The organism is Gelidibacter algens (assembly GCF_001678675.1).
GTDB lineage: Bacteria > Bacteroidota > Bacteroidia > Flavobacteriales > Flavobacteriaceae > Gelidibacter > Gelidibacter algens.
Genome location: NZ_LZRN01000011.1, coordinates 58,992 through 83,064, shown reverse-complemented (window position 1 = coordinate 83,064; position 24,073 = coordinate 58,992). Strand labels below are relative to the sequence as shown.

Below are 24,073 nucleotides of genomic sequence, written 5' to 3'. Positions count from 1 at the left end.
AATTGTTCCTAATACTTCTTTTTGGGTTATTGCGAAATCGACAGTATGATCAATAGTCCTTTTTTAAAACTATTTTTTAAGAGGAAGGATTTTAATAGTTAATGTCAAAATAAAATTAGTTTGAGCACTAAGCGCAAATCTTCAGCACTACAAGAAAATGAAGGTGTTTCTGAACCGGAAACCACTAGCAAAAGCGCTATTGAAGCCATCAAAAATATGCGTCACAGCAAACCCTCAGCGGCTCAATTGGTGCAAGGTATTTTGGCTCAAGACATCACAGCTTTAAGCAGAGCCATAACCTTAGTGGAAAGCACCAATCCTGAGCATTTAAAAAAAGCCAATGCCATTATCCAGCAATGTCTTCCCCATGCAAACACCTCTGTCAGGATTGGAATTACCGGCGTTCCCGGTGTTGGCAAGAGCACATTTATTGAAACGTTTGGCACGTATTTAACCTCACACGGAAAGAAGGTTGCCGTTTTGGCGGTAGACCCAAGTAGCACCTTGAGCAGAGGCTCTATTTTGGGTGATAAAACCCGTATGGAAGATCTGGTCAAGGATGACAACGCATTTATCAGGCCTTCAGCCTCCGGAACATCACTTGGTGGTGTGGCTCGCAAAAGTAGAGAAACCATCATTTTGTGCGAAGCGGCTGGCTTTGATACCATTTTGATTGAAACCGTCGGAGTTGGCCAAAGCGAAACTGCAGTTCACAGTATGGTCGATTTCTTTTTACTCTTGAAATTGGCCGGTGCAGGAGATGAGTTGCAGGGCATCAAACGCGGTATTATGGAAATGGCAGATGCTATTGTGATCAATAAGGCAGATGGTGACAATCTTAAAAATGCCAAAATTGCTAAAGTAGAATTTAACAGAGCATTGCATCTCTATCCTCCAAAAGCCTCTGGATGGCAACCGAAGGTTTTACTCGCGAGCGCACTTCAAAATCAAGGCATTCCTGAGGTTTGGAAATTAATTGGAGACTATTTATCGCTAGCAAAAGACACTCATTTTTTTGATCACAATCGCAACGAACAGAATAAATTCTGGTTGCTTCAGACCATTGAAGACCGCTTGAAATCTGATTTTTATAATAACCCTTTTATTAAAACCGAATTAAAAATCCAATTGGAACGTATTGAAAATGGCGAAACTTCTCCTTTCGCTGCCGCAGAACTCTTGTTAGGCCTAAAATGAAGTTTCGAGTTTTTGGTTTCTTGTTTCTTGTTTCTTGTTCTTGTTCTTGTTTCTAGGTTGTCCATATTTTGTTGGTAGTTACTATAAATTCTATTCATTTCGATTTCAATTTCAATTTCAATTTCGACTTCAATTTCAATTTCCCAGAAATGATCACTGAAAAATCTCATTAGCTAATTTTCAAACATCATACTATCGACATTATTGTCAGAGTCTTAATTCTTGATTCTAAGAGCGAAGCGGTCTTGATTCTTTTCTCCCACAATAGTGATTGCATTTCATACTTAATAATCTATCTTTACAGCTTATTGGTTTTACACCATTGTTTGAGAAATAACGGTGAAATTAAAAGGGAATTCTGTTAAAATCAGAAGCTGTTCCCGCAACTGTACGCTTAGTCCCATTTTTTTGGGATGCTTATTGTGAAAACTACTTACCACTGTCACCACATGCGTGATGGGAAGGTGCACACTAAGACGCAAGCCAGGAGACCTGCCAATGCAACAACTTTTAAAAAAAATCACCTGTTCGGGATAAACAGAATTTATGAGATATGTTATCACTTACGTTGTATTTCTATGCACTTTCCTTAGCTATTCGCAAGAGAGAGAAACCTCTTTGGATACTATTTATCTCACTGCTGAAAAGTTAGAGGACAAATCTGTTGGGCAGCCTATCATCAAGATCAATAAGGAATTATTGGCCAACTACCGTCCGCAACTTACCGAGGTATTACAGTTTGAAACCCCTATTCACTTTAAAGAAAACGGATTTGGAATGGTCAGTTCTGCTTCTTTTAGAGGCACTACGGCGCAACAAACTGCAGTCGTCTGGAATGGCATCAACATCAACTCCACGTTTTTAGGACAAACCGATTTTAGCCTTATCAACACACAAAATCTTTCAGAAGTTTTGGTGCGTCCTGGTGGTGGAAGTACCCAGTTTGGTACCGGAGCCATCGGCGGTGTGGTATACTTGAACAATATTTTGGAGACCAATCAGGAAAACACCCATGACATCCGTACATCATACGGAAGTTTCAATACCAAAAATTTAAGTACCAACCACACTATTTCAGGTGAAAAAACAAGCCTACAAATTGGGGCCAGTTATTTAGATTCTGACAACGATTATAACTATCCAAATACCGACAAGTACAATGAGAATGGACAGTTTTATAATGTCAACGCTTCTGTAAATGGCATCTATAAACCGAATGCTAAAAACACCTTTAAAGTATATTCCAATTGGTTTACTAGTGACCGGCATCTATCCATTGTAGAAACGTCGCAAACCCGCAATAAATATTCTGATGCCCATTTACGCGTATTGGGCGAATATCAACATCAATCAGGTAAAAAACAATCTACCCTAAAGTTGGCTTTGATTAATGAAAAGTACAGATTCTACCCAAAGTTAGACAGCCGAGAAGGTTCAAATAATGGCAATGGCTGGACCTATATTGCGAAATACAATTATCAAATCAACTACAAAAAACTACTGCTTAATATTGGGGGCGAATATAATTTGGCCACTGCAACGGGAACAAATTACGACAACGTCAAACGCAATACAGGAAGCGCCAATCTTTATCTCAAACATCAACTCGCCAAAAACTTCACGTATCAGGCCACGTTACGCGGAGAACTGAGCGAAGATTACAAAAGCCCTCTTCTATTTTCTGTCGGCACCAAATGGCAACCCATTTCTGAATATGCACTTAATGCCTCCATTTCCAAAAATTATAGAATCCCCACGTTCAATGATCTGTACTGGCCTGGGGCTGAAAACCCAAATTTAAAAGCAGAATCGTCGCTACAATATGAACTTTCTAACGAATTCACGTTTGAGAACTTAAAACTGGTCTTCACGGGCTATTATAATGACATCGATGATTTGATACGTTGGCTACCCTATTCGGGCGACTTATGGCGACCGGTAAACACAAACAGTGTGGCATCTTATGGATTGGAAAGCACTATAAACTATGGCTTCAAGCTAAACAAGCATCATTTCAATATCAATGCACTTTACAGTTATACAGTTTCTAAAAACAAGGAAACTGACTTTCAATTAACTTATGTGCCTTATCATAAGGCAACACTGGGACTATCTTATAAAATCAACCGTTTTTCTGCACGATTGAATACGTTATATACTGGAGAAGTGTACACTTATACCGATAATAATCCTGATACCGTTCTTGATAATTTTTCCTTGACCAATCTCTCGGCATATTATGCTTTTGGAAAAAAAGACCATTGGATCATTGGCGCCGGTATCAACAATCTCTTCAATAATGACTACAAAACTATGGCATACCGACCGATGCCAGGCATAAATTATCACATCAATTTAACTTTAAAACTATAATAAAAATGATTAAACACTTTATCAAATTCAGCACACTCAGCTTAATTGTCCTTTTAGGATTCACCTCTTGTAAAAGTGATTCTGACGACTTTATAGAATTACCCAAAGGCGATTTTGACAACGGATATTTTATTAGCAACGAAGGCAACTTTGGTACGCCAAATGCGTCCATCACTTTTATTGGTTCTGATTTGACGGAACCTATCAACAACATATTTCAAAAGGTAAACGGTTCTGGTCTTGGAGATGTTTTACAAGACGTTGCTTTTGATGATGACTATGCCTTTATGGTAGTGAACAACAGCAATAAAATAGAAGTTGTAAACAGATACACATTTCAGAGTGTCGCTACAATTACTGAAAAAATAAGCCAACCAAGATTTGCTGTAGTTGAAGAGGGCAAACTTTATGTGACTAATAGTGCGACAAATTCCGTAGAGATTTTTGATGCGAAAAGTTTCGCACATCTTACAACCATTGAGGTTAATAAAGCTGTAGAGGAAATAAAAGAAGATAATGACTTTATTTATGTGATGAATACTTTATATGACACTAATTATAACAATATTAGCAATAACATTACTGTTATAGACTCTAAAACCAATACCATTATTAAGGATATTACAGTTGGCATTGGTTTAAACTCCATTGAGATCGAGGATGGTATCTTGTACGCCTTGCACAATACAGGCATTACTAAAATTACCACTAGCAATAACGCCGTTATTGGAGAAATTGCTTTTGCAGAAGGACTAACTAATGCCAATAAACTGGAAATAGAAGATAACTTTATCTACTTTGTCTCGGGTTCAAAAATTTTCAAATTCAATAAAGATGTGATGTCTTTAACCAATACTGAATTGTTAGACACACAGGTATCCGACGAATCTTATTTTATAGGTTATGGATTTAATGTTGTCAATGATAAAATATTTTATACCGATGTAAAAGGTTTTACTCAAAATTCTGAAGTAAAAGTCTACGACCTTGACGGAAAATTATTAAAAACATTTACTGCAGGCATTGGAGCGAATGGCGTTTATGAAAATGATTAAGTAGTCAATACATAAAAAACATTTCGTTTAGATTGAAAGGTTTATGAGTGCATGAGTTTAAAGGTTTAGATACTATAGTTTGTTATGAGCTATCTTCTAAATGGTTAGACAAATAGACTCATAAACCTTTATTTATGAATTGCCCATTAAGACCCAATTAAAAAATATATTTGGACAATTCATCAAGGTTGAGCAACTTGGTTAGCTGCCGCGGAAACCTGAATAATGCTACATTTTCTTTCATTTTCAGTGTCATCTTCAATTTCAAACCCATAGTCGTTTTTCGATTTCATCAGCGTTAAATTCTTTGTAAATCTCTCTAAGTGCGCCCATTATTTTCTAAGAAATGACTAACTTTTCAACAACTAATTTAAAATCATAAGCGCACCATGCAGTTTTTTACTAAAATTAAGTCCATTATCCATTTAATGAAAGAAGTGGATTTTGACGATCTCAGCAAAATTTCAGAAAAAATAGATTTACCAAAAATCATGAAAACCGTAGGTGAGCTTGATGAGAAGCAACTCGACGGACTCATGAAAATGCTAACCGAGAAAAGCAAAAAAGGCCAACACCAGCTTCCTCCCATTGACGGCGATTTTTATGATCTCGATTTAAAACTGACCCAAGAACAACGTGCTATTCAAATGAAAGTACGCAATTTTATGGAGGATGAAGTAGAGCCTATCGCCAATGACTGTTGGAAAAAGGCGCAATTCCCAATGGAAATCATCCCAAAGTTAGCAGCCCTAAACATTTGCGGTGTTGCCTATAAAGGCTATGGCTGTCCTGATCTTCCATTTGTCATGGAAGGTATTATTGCCGAAGAATTAGCGCGCGTAGATGTTTCTATTTCTACATTTTTTGGCGTGCATAGCGGACTTGCTATGGGGTCAATATACCTATGCGGAAGCGAAGCACAAAAAGAAGAATGGCTGCCTAAAATGCAAAAAATGGAACTGATTGGTGCTTTTGGTCTGACAGAACCTAACGTGGGAAGTGCTGTTTCTAGAGGCATGGAAACCACCTGCCGGATTGAAGGTGATGCATGGGTATTAAATGGACAAAAAAAATGGATTGGGAATGCCACGTTTGCTGATGTGACGATCATTTGGGCAAGAGAAGAAACAAGTAACAAAGTCAAAGGATTTTTAGTAAGAAAGGATACCCCAGGGTTTACAACTGAAAAAATGGAAGATAAGATGGCTTTGAGAACCGTCCAGAACGCTATCATCACATTAAAGGATTGCAAAATTCCAGAAAAAGATCGACTCCAAAACGCCAATTCTTTTAGAGATACCGCCAAGGTATTGCGTATGACCAGAGCGGGTGTTGCCTGGCAAGCCGTAGGTTGCGCAAGAGGCGCCTATGAAAGTGCATTGAAATACACCAAAAAACGTGAACAATTTGGAAAACCAATCGCCTCTTTTCAATTGGTACAAAACCATTTGGTAGAGATGTTGTCCAATTTGACCGCCATGAAGACGATGGTTTACAGACTTTCTGAATTACAAGATCAAGGCTTGTTGACAGATGAACACGCCTCCTTGGCCAAAGTATTTTGTTCCCTAAGAACGCGAGATGTGGTAAGCCAGGCACGGGAGGTCATGGGCGGAAACGGCATTTTGTTGGAGTACAATGTGGCGCGTTTTGTGGCAGATGCGGAGGCTATTTATTCATATGAAGGCACCAAGGAAATCAATACGCTAATTGTGGGAAGAGCTATTACCGGATACAGCGCGTTTGTATAAGGCAATGATTTTTATAGATCAACTTTATTTTAAAGGTAGTGATAGGTTTGTTATAATGTCATTAAAATTTTGATTGTCGGCGGTTTAAAAACCAAAAATTGGCGGTCACAAGTTGTTTATAAGCACAAAAGTCTTGAACATGCAAATCCTTAAAATTTTGATAAATTATATTCACAATGTGAAATATTACGTCGGCATTTCGGATTTTTGCACTTGGGCAAAAAATTACGAGCAATCTCGGGCTTCAGGGCTTTTATTTTGTGCAAGAAATATTCTGTAGACGGAGCATCTGTAACAGAATTTTGAATTTTAAAAAATTGCTAAGACACTGATATGTTGACCTCAACAATTCAATACCTGAACAATTGAATCCTTTTGACCATTACAAACTTGAAACATATCCACTTTATAGTCAATCCTATTGCTGGTTCAGGCAACCATCCGGTTTCCGAAAAATTTTTGAATAAATTTTTTGATAAGCACACCTATACAATTACCATTAAAAATTCTGACTATAAAAAACACGCCAAAACCCTAACTCGAGCTTCCATTACAGAAGGTGCAGACATTATTGTAGCATGCGGTGGGGATGGAACCATCAATGAAGTGGCGTCATGCTTAGTAAACACTGACATCGCTTTGGGCATCATTCCTTTAGGATCAGGAAACGGGTTGGCCTCTAATTTGAAAATACCGACATGTATTGAGCGCGCCATTGCACTTATAAAGTCTACAAGCGTTAAGAAAATTGACGTTGGACGCATTAACGAGCACTATTTTTTTAGCAACACAGGTATTGGCATCGACGCACAGGTGATCATGCATTACGAAAATTCCAACGAGCGAAAATTTACCAGTTATATCAAATCATCTCTAAAAGCCTTAATCGGTTTAAACTACAAGAATGAAATGACTGTAGAAATTAACGGACAAACTATACGAACCTATCCTTTTTTGGTGTTTGTCTCCAACTCCAATGAGATGGGGTATAACATCAGTTTAACGCCAATGGCATCATTACAGGATGGTTTGTTGGATGTACTTATCGTTTCGAAAATGTCGAGGTTAAGATCCCTGTTTTTCGGATTATTGATCTTGCTTAAAAAGCAGCATCTCATCAAAGAAGCACAAAGCTACCAATCTAAAGCCATTACAATCCGTCAAGCCAATCAGCAGAGCTATGAAAGTCAGATTGACGGCGAGTTCTTCAACATCGAGAGTGAAGCCATTGCTATTTCCTTATTGGAAAAATCACTTCATGTTATCGCCTAACTTAGTGTTGGCGTTGAATTTTTTTATTACCAAAAGGTTCAACATGTAAAAAAGTGTTCCTGTGACCGCACCAAACAAGGCGCCCAACAAGATATCCAAAGGATAATGCACCCCAATATAAATGCGGCTATAACCCATTAACAGTGCCCAGACTATCAAATAGTACAAGATATATTTGAAGCGTTTTTTTAAGGTCAAACCGATAAACAATGCTGCCGACATGGTATTAGAGGCGTGCCCAGAAAAGAATCCATATTGACCACCGCAACGCGCTTTAACTAGGCGCATCCCATCAATAAGTTCTGCTAAATGGCAAGGTCTCAATCTGTGGAATCCATTTTTAAATAGGTTGGTCACTTGATCGGTAACCAAAATCATCAAGGCTACTACCACAATAGTAATCAAAAATGCCTTTAACCGCATCTGTTTAAAAATCAAATACAGCAAAACTGCATACAACGGAATCCAGTTGAATTTAGAGGTATAGGCCAACCAAAACTGGTCCCAGGTTGCTGTTCCCAGACTGTTCAAATAGATAAAAAGATCCGTATCTAACTGTGAAATTTGATCCATCATTAGGCATTGTATCTTTCAATTTCACGATCGTAAAAATCTGTAGCCAGCTGAATCAAGTTCTCAGTTTCAGAAGCAATTTCCTTTTCATCATGGTCATCAAATTCTTCCATCCACTCAACCTCGTCATCTTCAAGATTTAATATAAATCTTGGAAACTCAGTATGTATGATGTAAATAGCCTCTGGGAAATCGGTGTTATCGCCGAGTATAAATTTTGGTAATTCCATATGAAATGATTCTTTATTCTTTATTCTTTATTCAAAATTAATTTCTTAGTCAAATAATTAAAACGAATATACAACAAAATCGCAGCACTTGTGAGTCCTGCTATGAGTCCAAGCCAGATCCCCATACTTCCTAATGCATCTTCCTTTCCACAAAAATAACTTACGGGAAAGCCAATGCCCCAATAGGAAATAAATGTAATTATAGTAGGGATTTTCACATCCTGCAAACCTCTTAGCGCACCCAAGGCGACTACTTGCAGACTGTCGCTAATCTGAAAAACAGCAGCTACCAAAAGTAAGGTAGAGGCTATAGAAACCACCTCTCTAGTATCAATAGCATTTATAGGATCGTCTAAATCTACATAAATGGTTGGAAGGACTTTGTGAAACAGTAAAAATATCAAGGCAAAAATTACGGCAAGGACAATGCCCAATAAAAATATGGAAATGGCTATGCGACGCAACTCGATAAAATTTTGAAGCCCTTTTTGGTTGCCTACTCTAATCATAGCGGCAACACTCAATCCTGTGGCCACCATAAAAGTCATGGAAGATAGATTTAAGGCAATTTGGTTTGCGGCTTGCGGATTTTGTCCCAAAGTGCCACTGAGCCATATGGCAGCCGTAAAAATAGCGACTTCAAAAAACATTTGCATTGCACTGGGGAATCCAATGTTGATAACCTTTTTAAGCATTGGTGATTCCAACACAAAAATCTTAATATTGGTCACAAATGCCTTCGATTTATCTCGCGCTCTCAAAAGCCACCATAAGAAAAAGACCATGATTACCCGAGAAATCAAGGTTCCGAGAGCAGCACCCACCAAACCCATTTCAGGGAATCCAAACTTACCAAAGATTAATAGGTAGTTTAAAATTACATTAATAAGGTTGGATAGAATGGCAGCATACATCGGATATTTTGTGAGCGAAAGACCGTCACTGAATTGCTTGAACGCCTGAAAAATAATCAACGGAATTAATGAAAAGCCAACCAAATCTAAATAAGGAATGGCCAATTTTACCACTTCCACTGGCTGATCCATGACATACATCAAGGGTTTGGCCAACAACAGCATCAAGAATAAAAAGATGCCCAATACGATACATAAGAACAATCCGTGTTTGAACGCCGATTTTCCTTTTGCGAAATTATTTTCAGAATCAGCCTCTGCTACCAAAGGAGTGATAGCTGTAGAAAAGCCAATCCCTAAAGACATGGCAATAAAAACAAAACTGTTGCCCAAAGACACGGCTGCCAATTCTGTCGCTCCCAATTGGCCCACCATGATGTTGTCTACAAGACTCACAAAAGTATGCCCAAGCATGCCCAACATGACAGGTGCTGCCAAGTTTAAATTGTATTTGAATTCTTTAGTATATTGCGTTAAAACCACATCGAATTTTTGAAAGTGCAAAGGTAATTGATTGCCTAACTTTATGTATCATTTTCTGAGGTAATTTAGTTGAAAATACACCAAGCAACGATTAGTCGAAATATGCATAGAGACGCACTAATATATTGTTCCTATTTAATTGCTCCAAAATAGAGTGCCTATTATTTCAATAGGAATTAAAGCAGATGATATTTTGAACGATTTCTAGAAATATAGTACTTTTCATATAAAATTTCTGCTGTTATTTCAGAGAGATTTAATATTATTTCTTATACAATTTCATATCAGCAATGGAAATTCCCCCTTGTCATTTACACAAGAGTTTCGTAAGTTGCTTATTAAAATCCGATTCATGAAGTACTTTAGCTTTATAGTATTGACCATTTCCTTTTTTGGCTATTCACAATCACAGAAGCCTGTGGTGATCCCTTTTTTGGAATCTATTGTTAAACAATTTCCTAATGTAAGAGACATTACTTTATCACCAAATCAAGACGAAGTGTTATTTTCTGCTCAAAGTTATATGGGTGATATTTCAGTTTTGTTGAGTGTTAAAAAAGTAAAGAATGAATGGCTGGAACCAAAAATAGTTTCATTTTCTGGTGTATATTTTGATTTGGAACCTTACTTTTCACCAAATGGACTATCGCTATATTTTGTATCCAACAGACCATTAGACTCTGAATCCAAAGAAATTAAAGATTTTGACATCTGGTATGTTACACGCAAAACGTCCATAGACGAATGGTCTCAACCCATAAATCTTGGAGCGCCGGTCAATACAGCTATGGACGAATTTTATCCTGCTGTTGGTGATTCACGAAACATTTACTTCACCTTAGACAATCCAGAACTCAATCAAAAAGATACTATTTATATGAGTGCATATGTTGGTGGCACCTACCAGCAACCAAAACAATTGAATGAAGGCATCAACTCCGATGGTTATGAATTTAATGCGTTTGTATCTCCTGATGAATCCTTGATCATCTATACCAGTTACAATAGAGAAGGTGGTTTTGGCAGTGGTGACCTGTATATGAGTCGAAAACTGATAGGTGGCGAATGGGGTGCATCAGAAAATTTAGGCGCCACAATCAATTCTGATAAAATGGACTATTGTCCTTTTGTGAACATGTCAACCCATACGCTCTATTTTACCAGTAAGCGCAATAGTCTAAACATGGTATCGGGAACATCTATCTCTCAATTGAAAGCACTTTTCAAAAGTTATGAAAATGGTTTGAGCCGATTATATCAAGTAAATATAAAAGATTTGCTTTCAGAACAAAATTAAAAAATAGTTTGAACATTTTGCTTTGCAACTTCATATTCTGACAGCATATCTTCAACAATCTGTGCCACCGGTTTGATATCGTGGATCAATCCTGCAATCTGACCAATTTCCAATTCGCCTTCCTCCAAATCGCCCTCAAACATGCCTCTTTTTGATCTTGCTCTTCCGAGTAAATTTTTAAGATCATCAATACTCGGTGATGTTTTATAAAGTTCTACAATATCATTATAAAACTTGTTTTTAATTACCCTTACTGGCGCTAATTCCTTTAATGTCAAATGTGTTGCACCTTCTTTGGCGCTCACCACCTCTTCTTTGAAAGCTTGGTGGGCAGAGCTTTCTATGCTCGCCACAAACCTACTGCCAACCTGAACGCCATCAGCACCCAAAATCATAGCTGCCAACATACCTTGTCCGGTAGCGATTCCTCCTGCAGCAATGAGCGGAATTTCCAAAGCCTCCCTCACCATCGGGATTAAGGTTAGCGTGGTACTTTCCTCCCTGCCGTTATGGCCTCCCGCCTCGAAACCTTCAGCAACTACGGCATCAACACCGGCTTCTTGAGCTTTTAGTGCAAACTTTACACTGCTCACCACATGAACCACGGTGACGCCACGCTCTTTTAGCCAAGCCGTCCAAGTTTTAGGGTTACCGGCAGAAGTAAAGACAATTTTCACCTCTTCTTCTACGATGATGTTCATGATCTCTTCAATATTAGGATAAAGCATGGGCACATTAACTCCAAAAGGTCTGTCTGTGGCTTTTTTACACTTTTGAATATGTTCCCGCAACACCTCAGGATACATTGACCCTGCGCCGATGAGACCTAAAATTCCAGAATTACTTGAAGCCGAAGCCAGTTTCCATCCACTGTTCCAGATCATGCCTGCTTGAATGATTGGGTATTGGATTTGAAAAAGCGTTGTGATTTTATTTGACATCTATGATTTTATAAATTTGAAATTGAAGGATGTCGTTTCAGAACTGATAGTAAGTGTGTAGAATCCTGAAGCAAAATGTGAGACATCCAAATTAAAAGACGTGTTGGAATAAATTTTTTCTATAATTTTTTTGCCAATAGCATCATAAACAGTGAGCGTTCTTAGCGCAGTACTTGGCGGCGTTTGAATATAAAGCTGAGTAGACACCGGATTGGGATAGATCTTGATTACCGCGTCACCCTCTCCCATCATTGAAGAACCAAGGGATAGCGCTAGTTGAAAATCAGGTATCCCAAACCCCAAGAAATAATCTGGTAAACGATACTGGGAAGAGGAAAGCCTTACATATTGCTTCATTTCTTCTGCATTGGCTTCAGGAAGCGCTTGCCATAAACACGCTATCGCACCCGCTACAATGGGAGCACTAAAAGAAGTGCCGATATTATTGACAATAGTATCCGTTTCATCAATAACTATTGATCCTAATCCTTGGGCAACTACATCAGGTTTTTGGGTGGGCTGCGTTGAACTACCACGAGAACTGAAGGCGGCGTAGATTCCGTCGCCATTAACAGCACCAACAGTAAAAACGCCTGAAGCGTCAGCTGGTGCGGTCACAATTCCCCATGAGTTGGCACCAGAATTTCCCGCCGAATTGACTACTATCATTCCTTTTTGAGAGGCAATGTTAGCCCCTCTACTTATAAAAGTTGTATTGCCATCCATATCTGATGGCGTATAGTTATAGCTAGCATTATCATATTTATTGTAACCCAAAGAAGAATTGATGATATGCGCCCCCAAACTATCCGCACGTTCCGCAGCCTCTACCCAATAGCTTTCTTCAACGGGGTTTTCACTTGCTGCATCCTCAGTTCGGAATAAGTAATAAGACGCATCCGGAGCAGTACCCACATAGTCATTTTCAATATAACCTGCCATGGTACTCAGGACGCGCGTTCCGTGAGAATTGGCAGCAGCGTCATAAATAGCCAAGGTTCTGTTTACAAAATCGTAACCTCCCAATAAGCCGTTGTTTGATCTCAATCTGCTAAATGAAGACATCGTATCCACATTGGGAAAACCAGAATCTAAAACGGCAATGATGATGCCTTGACCTGTAAAATTCTCCATATGAAGCGCATCTACATTAATCATGTCCACTTGATTTTGAGCCCTGCCGTAATCAAAATCTATCAAACCGTCCTCAATCGCAAACTTATTATTTTGAATTGATGACCGTGACAAATCGTCTAAATTTTTATCTGCAAAGTCAATTGTGCTCACAAATTCCAAATCAAAAAGCGCTCTGATATCTGAAGCCTCTCCCCTTACATGAACGGCATTCATCCACTTCGATTTGGCCATAACCCGAATGCCTTTGGCAGTTTTCAGCTGTGAAATATAAGATGGGTTGATAGGCACGTCTCTGCTATCAATACTAATATTGTAGGCTTTTTTTCTAGCGATGGCTTGTTGTGAAAGTAGGTTGATTGGGGTTTGAATAGCAACTTCTACATTTTCCTTATCCGCAAAATATACCCATGCGTCTTGTTGTGCAAAAACAGCATTGGAAATGCAACATAAGAAGAACAGGAGGCTTTTCATTTTCAAGAGTAATCATTCGGTAACATCAATACTGCAATTTAAGAAATAACTCCCGAACCAACTAATTCATCATTAAGGTACCACGCTACAAATTGACCTTCAGTAATAGCAGATTGAAGTTCTTCGAAAACCACGTAAAGTCCGTTGTCAACTTGATGCAAGGTTGCATTTTGCAGCGGTTGACGGTATCTAATTCGTGCTTCGACCACCATGGTTTGGTCCAATTCCAACTTTAAATCCTCACGAATCCAATGCACTTCATCATTTTTAACGAACAACGCTTTTTTGAACAATCCTGGATGCTCCTTTCCTTGACCTGTATAAATGACATTCTCCACAACATCCGTTTCTATAACAAATAGGGGTTCAACAGTACCACCAACGGCAAGCCCTTTACGCTGACCTTTGGTAAAGTAATGAGCACCTTGATGTTTCCCAACGATTTTACCATCAGAGACATGGTAATCAATTTTTCGCGTCAAATACGCCAGTTGCTCCTCTTCAGAAGTGAAAGTAGGTTGGGACTGAGTGTATAGGTTTTGTTCTGACGGAATTTCAACAATCACACCTTCTTTGGGCTGCAATTTTTGTTGTAAAAACTCCGGGAGCCTAACTTTACCAATAAAACAAAGGCCTTGGGAATCTTTTTTATCTGCGGTAACCAAATCTAAGTCGGCAGCAATTTTACGTACTTCAGGTTTTGTCAATTCCCCAATTGGAAACAATGCTTTTGATAATTGTGCTTGTGACAATTGGCACAAGAAGTAAGACTGGTCTTTATTAGTGTCCACGCCAGAAAGCAACTGATAGATATCTTTTCCGTCTTTTTGGAACACACCTTTACGGCAATAATGGCCAGTAGCTACAAAATCGGCACCCAAATTGAGAGCGATTTTCATAAAGACGTCAAACTTGATTTCTCTGTTACAGAGCACATCTGGGTTTGGGGTTCTTCCTTTCTGGTATTCGTCGAACATATAATCGACGATGCGTTCTTTGTATTGCTCGCTTAAATCGACCGTCTGGAAGGGAATCCCCAATTTATCGGCCACCAACATGGCATCATTACTATCATCCAACCAAGGGCAATCGTCAGAAATGGTCACCGAATCATCGTGCCAGTTTTTCATGAACAAGCCAATAACCTCGTAACCTTGCTCTTTTAGCAAATATGCCGCGACGCTTGAATCAACACCTCCTGAAAGTCCTACAATTACTCTTTTCATTTTGCAAAATTACAAAGTTTCGAGCAGATGGCGTATAGAAATTGAATTTGAAGTTGAAATTGAAGTTGAACACTTGAAACATCCAATGTTCATTACACTTTTAACACTTAGCACTGCTGGCCGCCAACTGCCAACTGCCAACTGCCGACTAAAACTACTGCTTCTTCGGATTTTTACTATAGACCGTAAAATCCTTTTCTTCAGTCAAAACACCATTCTCATAATACTTCCAAATGCCGTGTTTTTGATCGTTTCTATAAGCCCCTTCTGCCACTAATTCTCCTGCCCCATTGTAATATTTAGACATGCCGTTAAGCATGTCATTTTTATATGAAAACTCTTTGATGACCACACCTTTTTCAGAAAATATTTTGGAAATGCCTTCCATTTTCCCATTGATATGGTTGGAATGCTCAGCCATTTGGCCATTTTCATAATACACCATTCTTTCGCCCTCAAGTTTCCCTTTAATATTGTAATGTTCTACAGTCATGATCGCTTTTGACTTATTGTGGTAATACACCCATTTACCAACAAAAAGGGTGTCGGTCATATGGCCTTCACTAATCAATTTCCCTTTGGAAGAGAAAAATTTCACAAGTATATCATCGCTGTCAGGATTAAATGCTCTAGTGGCACTCAACACACTTCTTTTCTGATCCAATTTGTAGAACTTAAACACCCCCGCTTCCTTTCCATGCTTAAAGGTGCCTTCATATCTTGGTTGGTCTGTACCTTCATAATTTTTTTTCCACAAACCATGCCGCTTGCCCTCATTATCAAGTAGATTGATCCCGTCTTGAGCATGGGAAGTTGTTAAAAATAATGTTAAAAACAACACGAAAAGAGTATTTTGTTTAATCATTATATAAATTTGTTAAACACAACTGATGCACAGTTAAATTTAATGTTGAACAAATAAACTCAAAAAAATGAAAATTATTTCAAAAACTTTCAAGATTTTACCTTTGTTATTACTGTTGATTGGACTCCAATCTTGTAGTAATGATGATGACAACAATGCACCACAAGAAATGGACATTGTACAAACTGCAATTGCATCTCCAGACCTAACCAGTTTAGTGGCGGCATTACAGGCAGCAGATGGCAATTTAGTAAGCGTATTGAGCGGACCTGGACCGTTCACAGTATTAGCTCCCACTAACGCAGCTTTCCAAAAATTTTTAACTGATAATGGATTTGCTAGATTAAGCGACGTCCCTACTGATGTGCTTTCTCAAATATTATTGAACCATGTTATTACAGGTAACGTTCCTTCTTCAGCTTTAGTTACTGCAGGTTCAGGTTATGCCAAAACTAGTGCTACAGGGCCTGGGGGAAAAAACTTGAGTTTATATTTCAATACATCTGATGGCGTTCAATTTAATGGGATTTCTGAAGTAGTTGCGGCAGATATCATGGCAACCAACGGCACAATTCATGTGGTAGACGCTGTTATCGGTTTACCGACCGTAGTTGATTTTGCATTAGCTAATCCTGCATTATCAAGTTTAGTTGCAGCCTTACAGTCCGCTGATTCGCAAACACCATCACCTAACCTAATCCCTACTTTGCAAGGAGATGGACCATTTACAGTATTTGCACCTACAAATGATGCTTTTGGTGCATTGTTGACAGAATTGGGTGCTGCGAGTTTAGGTGCTATACCTCCTGCAACCGTACAGGCTGTATTGACCTATCATGTGGTAAGTGGTAATGTAACTTCTGACATGATTCCTACAGGTACTGTCCCAACCTTGGGAGGAAATGTGACCCTGAATGCATCCAATCTTACAATTACTGACGCTAATAACAGAGTAAGTAACATTATTCCTTCTTTAGTAGACATACAAGCTATAAATGGCGTCGTGCACGCCATTGACAAGGTGATCTTACCACCTCAATAATTTTTATTTTGAAGTTGTTTTTAAGTTTTTAGTGATTGTTAGTGAAATGCCTCTGATAGCTCAGGGGCATTTTTTGTATAATCCAATCAGATTGAACCCAATTGCGTAAGTGCTCCTAAACTATATTTATGATATGGAAAGACCTTCGGCATCTAAGGTAGAAATATTTGACTTCATACAGACAGATGCCTAGGATATTCCTAAGCTATAGAATCCATAAGCCGATCCTTATCCGTGAGACACCGAGATTTTTACTTAAAATTTAGATCAAGCCCTTTTTATATCCGATATTTTCGATATTGATTGATCAAATGGTATCGCTACAAAAACATTGTGATGTGATAAATCAACCAAGAGTTGCCATAAACAAAAATGCCCCTGACAACTTCAGAGGCATTTTATAGTTTTTAAGGAAACCGGTTATCGTTTTCCTTGTTTTTTCTGCTGTTCAGCTTGCTCCATCATTTCTTTCATTTTCTTTTGGAACTTACTTTCTTTTTTAGGTTTTGCTTTACTCACCTGAATTTGAGCATGGATCTTGTTTTCATCCAAAATATAATTCTTGATGACCAAAATGATACCTATACTAATCAAGTTAGAAATAAAATAATACAAACTCAATCCAGAGGCGAAGTTATTAAAGAAGAACAACATCATAATTGGCGATAAGTAAATCATATACTTCATCATTTTTGCCATATCTGGCATCCCTTCTTGGGTTGGTTGCGATGCCATTTGTTGCCCCGTGGTCATTTTCATATAAAAGAAAATAGCGATGGACGCCAATATTGGGAACAAACTCACGTGGTCACCATAAAATGGGATATTAAATGGTAAGTTCGCAATGGTATCATAAGATGATAAATCATCTGCCCAAAGGAAGCTTTTCTGACGGATATCAAATGCTGATGGGAAAAACTGGAACAACGCATAAAAGACTGGCAATTGAATCAATGCCGGCAAGCAACCACTTAAAGGGCTTGCACCTGCCTTAGACTGCAAGGCCATAGTTTCTTGTTGAACTTTAAGCTTATTGTCCTTGTGTTTTTCACGAATGGCATCCAATTCTGGTTTAATGATCTTAAGCTTAGCCTGAGACAAGAACTGTTTGTATTGTACAAATGACAAACATAATTTGATCAAAACAGTCATCACCACAATGGCAATTCCGTAAGGCATAAAGGAGCCTAAAAACGAAAACAACGGAATAAATAAATACCTGTTGATCCACCCAAAAATACCCCAGCCTAGCGGTATTACTTCATCTAAATTTCTATCATAGGCATTCAGAATTTTATAGTCACTAGGGCCATAATACAAGTCCATGCTTTTGTTGATTTCACCTCCTTCAAGTGCCAATGGCATCTTACTGCTAAACGCTTTTGTGAAAGTGGTATCTACATCTTCATTCTCAACTAAGTCTTTAGAAGTGAAAAATCCGGTTTTGAAAGTTTGATCTGCTAAAAGAATAGACGTAAAAAAGTGCTGCTTATATGCAACCCAACTCACGTCTTCAGCGGTATCATCCTTAAAATCGCCTTGGCCTAGATAATCATCCTTACCATCTTCATATTCAAAGATCAGCTCAGTATATTTATTTTCATAAGAAATACTTTTGGCATGGCGGTAGGTTTTGATCTCCCAATCCAAATTCACTTCTTTTGAACTGTCGATCACATCATCCAAGCCTTTAGAGCGCACATCGAAACCAAACATATAATCGTCTGGTTTTAATTCATAGCGATACTCCAAAAACTCAGTTTCAGAAACCTTAAGCTTCATGGAAACCACGGTGTTTTCACCATTTTCAGTTACTGTTGGCTCAAAATAAAGATCTTGGGTATTTAGATTTCTATTATCTGTGGTAGAAAATGAAATATTAAAAGCCGCATTGCCATCCTTAATGATATAAATGGGCACAGAATCATAAGAGACAAAATTTTTGAGTTTCACTTCAGACAAATAACCACCTTTGTTACTAAATTTTAATTGTAACAAATCTGTTTCAACCACGGTTTCATTGTCAGTGGCAGATGGTAAAGTTGATGCATACGCAAAAGCACCCAATTTATTTTTCAAGCCTTCCAACTTTAAAGAATCTAAGGCTGTGGTGTTGGAATAATCTTCAGCGGTTGAAACAAACGTGTCCTTTTCAACTTTTGCTTTTTGCTCTGCCTCTACTTGCGCTTGCTTTGCTTTTTCTTCTGCTGCAACTTCTTCAGGAGTTGGTTGGTTCTGCCAAAGCATGAACAACAATATTCCGAAAATAAGAACGAATCCTATAATAGAATTAATGTCAAATTTTTTTTCTTCCATTTATTTTGTGTTCAGACCGACGGTTCACAAAAACTTAAGGTCCTTTTTAAGTTGGTAATTATTTTTTTTGATAAAAATTGTTAGCACAAAAATGCAACCAAAATTACTTTTGTGCCATACTGACACGGTTTTCATCTTTCTTATAATTTACAGCTGCCTTTACAAAAGCCACAAAAAGTGGATGTGGATTGGCTACGGTACTCTTATATTCTGGATGGTACTGTACCCCTACAAACCAAGTATGGGATGGGATTTCAATAATCTCGACCAAACCAGTATCAGGATTTGATCCTGTTGTTTTCATTCCAGCCTCTTCAATTTGCTGTTTGTAAGCATTATTAAATTCATAACGATGGCGATGACGCTCAAAGATATCTGTTTTTTGATAGACTTCTCTTGCGATGCTTCCTTCTTCCAGATGACAGGCCCATGCGCCAAGACGCATTGTTCCACCTTTATCTGTGATATTTTTTTGCGATTCCATGAGATCAATAACCGGATCAGAAGTGTGCGGATTCATCTCAGTTGAATTTGCATTTTTCAATCCTACCACATTGCGGGCATATTCTATTACTGCCATTTGCATCCCTAAACAAATTCCCAAAAAAGGAATATTTTGTTCTCTCACATATTTTACGGCCTCAATTTTACCATCGATGCCGCGTTCTCCAAATCCTGGAGCTACCAAAACCCCATCTAAATGAGCCAATTGTTTTGAAGCGTTTTCTACCGTTAAATGTTCAGAATGGATTGGTTCTACGTTGACTTTTACTTCGTTTTCAGCACCTGCGTGGATAAACGCTTCTAAAATTGATTTGTAAGAATCCTGTAATTCAACATATTTTCCAATCAAACCAATGGTAACTTCACTCTTAGGATGTTTGAGGCGTTTTAAAAATTGATTCCACTGCTTTAAATCTGGGACATCACTTTGAAGATCCAACTTTTTAAGCACTACTTTATCCAGTCCTTGTTCCAACATTAAATTGGGCACATCATAAATAGTTGAGGCATCAATAGACTGAATGACTGCTTCTTCACGAACGTTACAAAATAAGGCCAGTTTACGGCGTAAATCTAATGGCAATTCATGCTCTGTACGGCATACTAAAATATCTGCCATAACCCCGCTTTCCATCAAAGTTTTGACGCTATGTTGGGTAGGTTTTGTTTTCAGTTCTCCTGCTGCTGACAAATACGGCACCAGCGTTAAATGGATAACAATAGCATTGTGCTCTCCCAAATCCCATTTTAATTGACGTACGGCTTCTATATAAGGTAAGGACTCAATATCACCAACAGTGCCTCCAATTTCTGTTATGACAATATCATAATCACCAGAGTTTCCAAGGATCTGAACCCTATTTTTAATTTCGTCGGTAATATGGGGAATGACCTGCACGGTTTTTCCCAAAAACTCCCCACGACGCTCCTTTTCAATCACACTTTGATAGATGCGTCCCGTAGTCACGTTATTTGATTGACTGGTAGGCACATTCAAGAAACGCTCATAATGTCCTAAATCCAAATCGGTTTCAGCACCATCATCTGTTACGTAACATTCCCCATGTTCATAAGGATTCATCGTACCAGGATCTACATTAATATAAGGGTCTAATTTTTGGATTGTTGTTCTGTATCCCTGAGCTTGAAGTAATTTTGCCAAAGAAGCTGCAATAATGCCTTTCCCTAAGGAAGACGTTACTCCACCCGTGACGAATATGTATTTTGTAGTAGTTGTCATGTTGCGCTGTTAAACGCAGGCAAATTTACAAAATTTAAATAGTTATTAGAGCATCTAATTTTAGTTATTTAAGAAGGCAGACAACAGCTACAGATGTGGTATAAAACGCTAATAGACAACTATTTCAAAACGCCCTAATTTTTATGAAATTAATAAAACTATATTTCAAAAAACAAAAAACCTGCTCCAAGGTCAAAAAAAGTTGGAGCAGGGTATTGCTTTTATAGATGTACTATCAATCTATCTTTTTATCGTCTTTCTTGACCTCAAAATTGTCAAAGTCGCCACCATTCACTACCGTCCAATTGTCATAGTTCTTAAAATACTTTTTAATGACCTCATTGACATCTGCCACAGTTAATTTTTGGACTTGATTTTCAACGTTTTTCTGAAACATCATATCTCTGTCCAAATACAAGTTGGTGTTGATCACACTTGCCAATTCTTCGTCCTTGGCTCGCGATACATTTTGTTCCTGTACCCAACCACTGACAGCGTTGTTAAGTTCATCTTCAGTAATACCTTCTGAAATATAGCGTGCAATCTCTTCTTTGAAACCTTGCTGCACTTTCGCTTCGTTTTCTGGTGCATAAATGGCATAAATATACATGGATGAGTTTTTGTCATCCTTATTACTGTCCACACCAACATTACCACCAGCGCCATAGCTTACCCCGTCTTTTTGACGTAAACGCCCTGCGATACGGGAATTTAAAAATCCACCACCAAAAATTTCTCCAGCCACTTGCAAGGCAGCGTAATCCTCATCATATTGGCTACCTTCAAAAGATAAAATACCTAAGGTGAAGGCGTTTTTCTTGTCTGGTGTTAAAATCTTTTCATTTGCAGGCCTGCTGTTCTGAAATTTGTCACTGATTTCAGTGTAGGGTTTATCAGATTTAAAATCGGCATAGGTGGTGTCAAAATAAGTTTTCACAGCTGCCTCATCCATATTGCCAATGGCCACCACCGATGTACTTTTGTTGACCCCATAAAAATTGTTATGATAAGCTTTCAAATCGGAAACACTAACAGATTTTATTGCGTCAATTTCTTCTTCCAAGGTTCTGCTATATAAAGGATGTCCTTTTTTATAACGGTTGTTCAACAAGCCTATTTGTCTTGACACGACAGACTGTGGCTCTGACTTGCTTTCTTCAAGACTAGCAAGATCCTGTGTTTTGAGTTTCTCCAACTCCGTGGCATCAAAAGTGGGGTTCTTCAACATATCGCCCATTAGCGCCAAGGTTTCCATTAAATTTTCCTCGGTACTGTTAACAGAGGCACTAACCCTTCCGTTGGAACCATTAAAAAATACAGAAGATTTTAAAGCACTCAACTTGTCCTCAATATCTTGTCTAGACTTGGTTTTGGTGCCCTTGTTCAGCATCCTCGCCGTATATCTTGCAGCAAGTCCTTTATCCATCAACTGGTCCACGTTTCCTGTGCGCAAGTTGAACGTAAGGTTCACCGTTTTGCCGCGGTTATCTTTCTTGATGAGTCCATATTCAATTCCACTGTCACTTAATGTCCCCGTCTGCAATTTATTTTGGATATTCTCGTAAGACACATCAAAAGCCTCACCGGCATCCATTGCTTCTTTGCCTTTATAATTGGCAACTAGTGTTTCAACATTTTCTGTATGAGGGATCCCCACACGGACGGGATTTTTTGTTGGGATAAAGTTTCCAACAGTTCTATTGGTTGGGATCATGTATTTTTTGATAGCGGCATTGACTTTATCCACTGTCATTTCTTCAATACGGTCTCTAAAGATGTAAGCCAATCGCCAATCGCCAGCTCCAATAAATTCGCTCATATATGTTCCTAAATAAGATGAATTTCTAAAAGTTTGATCCATCTGTTTCAACATATTTGCTTTTGCCCGACTCAGTTCGGCTTCCGTAATCGGGTTAGCTGCCAAACCATCCAAGGTAGTCAAGAAGGTTTTTTCAGCTTCTGCCAATGACTTATCTGAAGGCACATCAACATTCATATATAAAAAGGAAGGCTCTTTTGTAAACGGCGTAAATGACCAAACGCTAGATGCTTTTTTACCATCTACCAAGGTTTGATACAATCTGCCGGAAGGCTCATCTGTCAAAACTTGTTCAGCAATGGCCAAGGCAGCGGCATCTTCATGAGATCCTGCGGGCACATGGTAAAGTGCGGAAACAATTTGCAAATCGCCCACACGACTTAAAGTCACCCGCTTTTCACCATCTTGTTCTGGCTCAATAGTGGGTACATCTTTCAATTTGCCTTCTGGATTTTTAATCGGTCCAAATTTCTTCTCAATTAACGCCAATGTTTTTTCGGTATCGAACTTTCCTGTTACCATTAAGACGGCGTTATCCGGACGGTAATATTTTTTATAGAATGCCTGTAAATTTTCAATAGGCACACGCTCAATGTCAGACCGATTACCAATGGTAGATTTACCATAGTTATGCCATAAAAAAGCAGCACTGATCACGTTATCCATTAAGACACCTGTAGGCGAATTTTCGCCCATTTCAAACTCATTACGCACTACGGAAAATTCAGATTCCAAGTCTTTTTTAGCGATATAGGAATTGACCATTCTGTCAGATTCCAAATCTAAAGCCCAATTTAAATTTTCATCCGTTGCATTAAATGTTTCAAAGTAATTGGTGCGATCGTACCAGGTGGTGCCGTTGGGCCTGGCGCCATGAGATGATAGTTCTTCCGGAATATTGGGATGGTTTGGCGTGCCTTTAAACAGCATGTGTTCCAATAAATGCGCCATGCCTTTTTCGCCATAGCCTTCATGGCGGGAACCCACCAAATAGGTAATGTTGACGGTGATGGTTTGGGCAGAATTGTCAGGGAACAACAGCACTTTTAAGCCGTTGTCCAAGCTGTATTCCGTAATACCTTCTACGCTGGCTACTTTTTTGATTTGTGCTTCGGCAGTGAGGGACAGCGAAAAACACAAGAGCATTGCAAATGCAACTCTGATTAATTGATTATTTTTTCTCATTGTATATGGATAATTAATTGACTTTAAATATATAACAAAAAAATAAGTTGGTTTTACGACTCATAAAAATTTGTAGGAATTTTTTTGAGACAAAATGTTTGATGTCATTAAAGCTTTCAATCAGAACCTTGTACTAATTAAGAATAATTTGATTGTATAAAAGGACAATCGTAAATTTTATC

The 24,073-nt window shown here is 38.4% G+C and carries 17 protein-coding genes and 1 riboswitch; of the genes, 7 read left to right on the top strand and 10 right to left on the bottom strand.

Annotated elements, in window-relative coordinates; translation table 11 throughout:
* Positions 1 to 120: 120 nt before the first annotated feature.
* The 5 genes from meaB (at position 121) to A9996_RS07415 (ending at position 7,648) form a co-directional block, all read left to right on the top strand.
* Positions 121 to 1,197: a methylmalonyl Co-A mutase-associated GTPase MeaB gene (gene meaB / locus A9996_RS07435; protein ID WP_066432780.1), complete on the top strand. Its 1,077-nt coding sequence runs from the start codon at positions 121 to 123 to the stop codon at positions 1,195 to 1,197.
* A 292-nt stretch (positions 1,198 to 1,489) separates the two neighbouring features.
* Positions 1,490 to 1,711, top strand: a riboswitch (cobalamin riboswitch).
* 32 nt (positions 1,712 to 1,743) lie between these two features.
* Positions 1,744 to 3,570, top strand: coding sequence for a TonB-dependent receptor plug domain-containing protein (locus A9996_RS07430; RefSeq protein ID WP_066432778.1), 1,827 nt, complete (start codon positions 1,744 to 1,746; stop codon positions 3,568 to 3,570).
* Positions 3,571 to 3,575: 5 nt separating this feature from the next.
* The gene (locus A9996_RS07425; protein WP_066432776.1) at positions 3,576 to 4,625 is read left to right on the top strand and encodes a YncE family protein; all 1,050 of its coding nucleotides are present in this window, start codon (positions 3,576 to 3,578) and stop codon (positions 4,623 to 4,625) included.
* Positions 4,626 to 5,014: 389 nt separating this feature from the next.
* On the top strand, positions 5,015 to 6,376 hold the full coding sequence (locus A9996_RS07420) for an acyl-CoA dehydrogenase family protein (protein WP_066432774.1): 1,362 nt from the start codon (positions 5,015 to 5,017) through the stop codon (positions 6,374 to 6,376).
* Positions 6,377 to 6,766: 390 nt separating this feature from the next.
* Positions 6,767 to 7,648 carry a diacylglycerol/lipid kinase family protein gene (locus A9996_RS07415; RefSeq protein WP_066432851.1) on the top strand — a complete coding sequence of 294 codons (882 nt, stop codon included), beginning with the start codon at positions 6,767 to 6,769 and terminating at the stop codon, positions 7,646 to 7,648.
* Here A9996_RS07415 and A9996_RS07410 read toward each other — a convergent pair.
* Genes A9996_RS07410 through A9996_RS07400 form a run of 3 tightly spaced genes read right to left on the bottom strand, consistent with a single transcriptional unit; the run spans position 7,628 to position 9,848 of the window.
* Positions 7,628 to 8,224, bottom strand: coding sequence for a phosphatase PAP2 family protein (locus A9996_RS07410; RefSeq protein ID WP_066432772.1), 597 nt, complete (start codon positions 8,222 to 8,224; stop codon positions 7,628 to 7,630). The genes A9996_RS07415 and A9996_RS07410 overlap by 21 nt on opposite strands.
* Positions 8,224 to 8,451: a hypothetical protein gene (locus A9996_RS07405; protein WP_066432770.1), complete on the bottom strand. Its 228-nt coding sequence runs from the start codon at positions 8,449 to 8,451 to the stop codon at positions 8,224 to 8,226. Before A9996_RS07405 ends, A9996_RS07410 begins: the two co-directional genes overlap by 1 nt.
* A gap of 20 nt (positions 8,452 to 8,471) precedes the next feature.
* Positions 8,472 to 9,848, bottom strand: a complete 1,377-nt coding sequence (locus A9996_RS07400; protein ID WP_066432768.1) for an MATE family efflux transporter — start codon at positions 9,846 to 9,848, stop codon at positions 8,472 to 8,474.
* 352 nt (positions 9,849 to 10,200) lie between these two features.
* Here A9996_RS07400 and A9996_RS07395 point away from each other — a divergent pair, with 352 nt between their 5' ends.
* Complete coding sequence (locus A9996_RS07395; RefSeq protein ID WP_066432767.1) at positions 10,201 to 11,145, top strand: TolB-like translocation protein; 945 nt, start codon at positions 10,201 to 10,203, stop codon at positions 11,143 to 11,145.
* Here the strand turns inward: A9996_RS07395 and A9996_RS07390 are convergent.
* The 4 genes from A9996_RS07390 to A9996_RS07375 all read right to left on the bottom strand — a co-directional run bounded on the left by A9996_RS07390 (position 11,142) and on the right by A9996_RS07375 (position 15,785).
* Positions 11,142 to 12,086 carry an NAD(P)H-dependent flavin oxidoreductase gene (locus A9996_RS07390; RefSeq protein WP_066432766.1) on the bottom strand — a complete coding sequence of 315 codons (945 nt, stop codon included), beginning with the start codon at positions 12,084 to 12,086 and terminating at the stop codon, positions 11,142 to 11,144. The genes A9996_RS07395 and A9996_RS07390 overlap by 4 nt on opposite strands.
* Positions 12,087 to 13,694 carry a S8 family serine peptidase gene (locus A9996_RS07385; protein ID WP_066432765.1) on the bottom strand — a complete coding sequence of 536 codons (1,608 nt, stop codon included), beginning with the start codon at positions 13,692 to 13,694 and terminating at the stop codon, positions 12,087 to 12,089.
* Positions 13,695 to 13,732: 38 nt separating this feature from the next.
* Positions 13,733 to 14,920, bottom strand: a complete 1,188-nt coding sequence (mnmA, locus tag A9996_RS07380) for a tRNA 2-thiouridine(34) synthase MnmA (protein WP_066432759.1) — start codon at positions 14,918 to 14,920, stop codon at positions 13,733 to 13,735.
* Between the two features lie 154 nt (positions 14,921 to 15,074).
* The gene (locus A9996_RS07375; protein ID WP_066432757.1) at positions 15,075 to 15,785 is read right to left on the bottom strand and encodes a toxin-antitoxin system YwqK family antitoxin; all 711 of its coding nucleotides are present in this window, start codon (positions 15,783 to 15,785) and stop codon (positions 15,075 to 15,077) included.
* A 67-nt stretch (positions 15,786 to 15,852) separates the two neighbouring features.
* Between A9996_RS07375 and A9996_RS07370 the strand changes: the two genes are divergently transcribed.
* Positions 15,853 to 16,827 carry a fasciclin domain-containing protein gene (locus A9996_RS07370; protein ID WP_066432756.1) on the top strand — a complete coding sequence of 325 codons (975 nt, stop codon included), beginning with the start codon at positions 15,853 to 15,855 and terminating at the stop codon, positions 16,825 to 16,827.
* Positions 16,828 to 17,247: 420 nt separating this feature from the next.
* On the opposite strand, the gene yidC is transcribed toward A9996_RS07370, so the two are convergent.
* The 3 genes from yidC to A9996_RS07355 all read right to left on the bottom strand — a co-directional run bounded on the left by yidC (position 17,248) and on the right by A9996_RS07355 (position 23,891).
* Complete coding sequence (yidC, locus tag A9996_RS07365) at positions 17,248 to 19,143, bottom strand: membrane protein insertase YidC (RefSeq protein ID WP_066432754.1); 1,896 nt, start codon at positions 19,141 to 19,143, stop codon at positions 17,248 to 17,250.
* Between the two features lie 103 nt (positions 19,144 to 19,246).
* Entirely contained in the window at positions 19,247 to 20,887 is a 1,641-nt protein-coding gene (gene pyrG, locus A9996_RS07360; protein ID WP_066432752.1) for a CTP synthase, read from the bottom strand.
* 235 nt (positions 20,888 to 21,122) lie between these two features.
* The gene (locus A9996_RS07355) at positions 21,123 to 23,891 is read right to left on the bottom strand and encodes a M16 family metallopeptidase (RefSeq protein WP_066432751.1); all 2,769 of its coding nucleotides are present in this window, start codon (positions 23,889 to 23,891) and stop codon (positions 21,123 to 21,125) included.
* Positions 23,892 to 24,073: the final 182 nt, after the last annotated feature.

Coding starts and splice junctions, on each gene's coding strand:
- A9996_RS07430 (WP_066432778.1), top strand. CDS start 1,744: ATGAGATATGTTATCACTTACGTTGTATTTCTATGCACTTTCCTTAGC.
- A9996_RS07425 (WP_066432776.1), top strand. CDS start 3,576: ATGATTAAACACTTTATCAAATTCAGCACACTCAGCTTAATTGTCCTT.
- A9996_RS07420 (WP_066432774.1), top strand. CDS start 5,015: ATGCAGTTTTTTACTAAAATTAAGTCCATTATCCATTTAATGAAAGAA.
- A9996_RS07410 (WP_066432772.1), bottom strand. CDS start 8,224: ATGATGGATCAAATTTCACAGTTAGATACGGATCTTTTTATCTATTTG.
- A9996_RS07405 (WP_066432770.1), bottom strand. CDS start 8,451: ATGGAATTACCAAAATTTATACTCGGCGATAACACCGATTTCCCAGAG.
- A9996_RS07395 (WP_066432767.1), top strand. CDS start 10,201: ATGAAGTACTTTAGCTTTATAGTATTGACCATTTCCTTTTTTGGCTAT.
- A9996_RS07390 (WP_066432766.1), bottom strand. CDS start 12,086: ATGTCAAATAAAATCACAACGCTTTTTCAAATCCAATACCCAATCATT.
- A9996_RS07385 (WP_066432765.1), bottom strand. CDS start 13,694: ATGAAAAGCCTCCTGTTCTTCTTATGTTGCATTTCCAATGCTGTTTTT.
- mnmA (WP_066432759.1), bottom strand. CDS start 14,920: ATGAAAAGAGTAATTGTAGGACTTTCAGGAGGTGTTGATTCAAGCGTC.
- A9996_RS07375 (WP_066432757.1), bottom strand. CDS start 15,785: ATGATTAAACAAAATACTCTTTTCGTGTTGTTTTTAACATTATTTTTA.
- A9996_RS07370 (WP_066432756.1), top strand. CDS start 15,853: ATGAAAATTATTTCAAAAACTTTCAAGATTTTACCTTTGTTATTACTG.
- yidC (WP_066432754.1), bottom strand. CDS start 19,143: ATGGAAGAAAAAAAATTTGACATTAATTCTATTATAGGATTCGTTCTT.
- pyrG (WP_066432752.1), bottom strand. CDS start 20,887: ATGACAACTACTACAAAATACATATTCGTCACGGGTGGAGTAACGTCT.
- A9996_RS07355 (WP_066432751.1), bottom strand. CDS start 23,891: ATGAGAAAAAATAATCAATTAATCAGAGTTGCATTTGCAATGCTCTTG.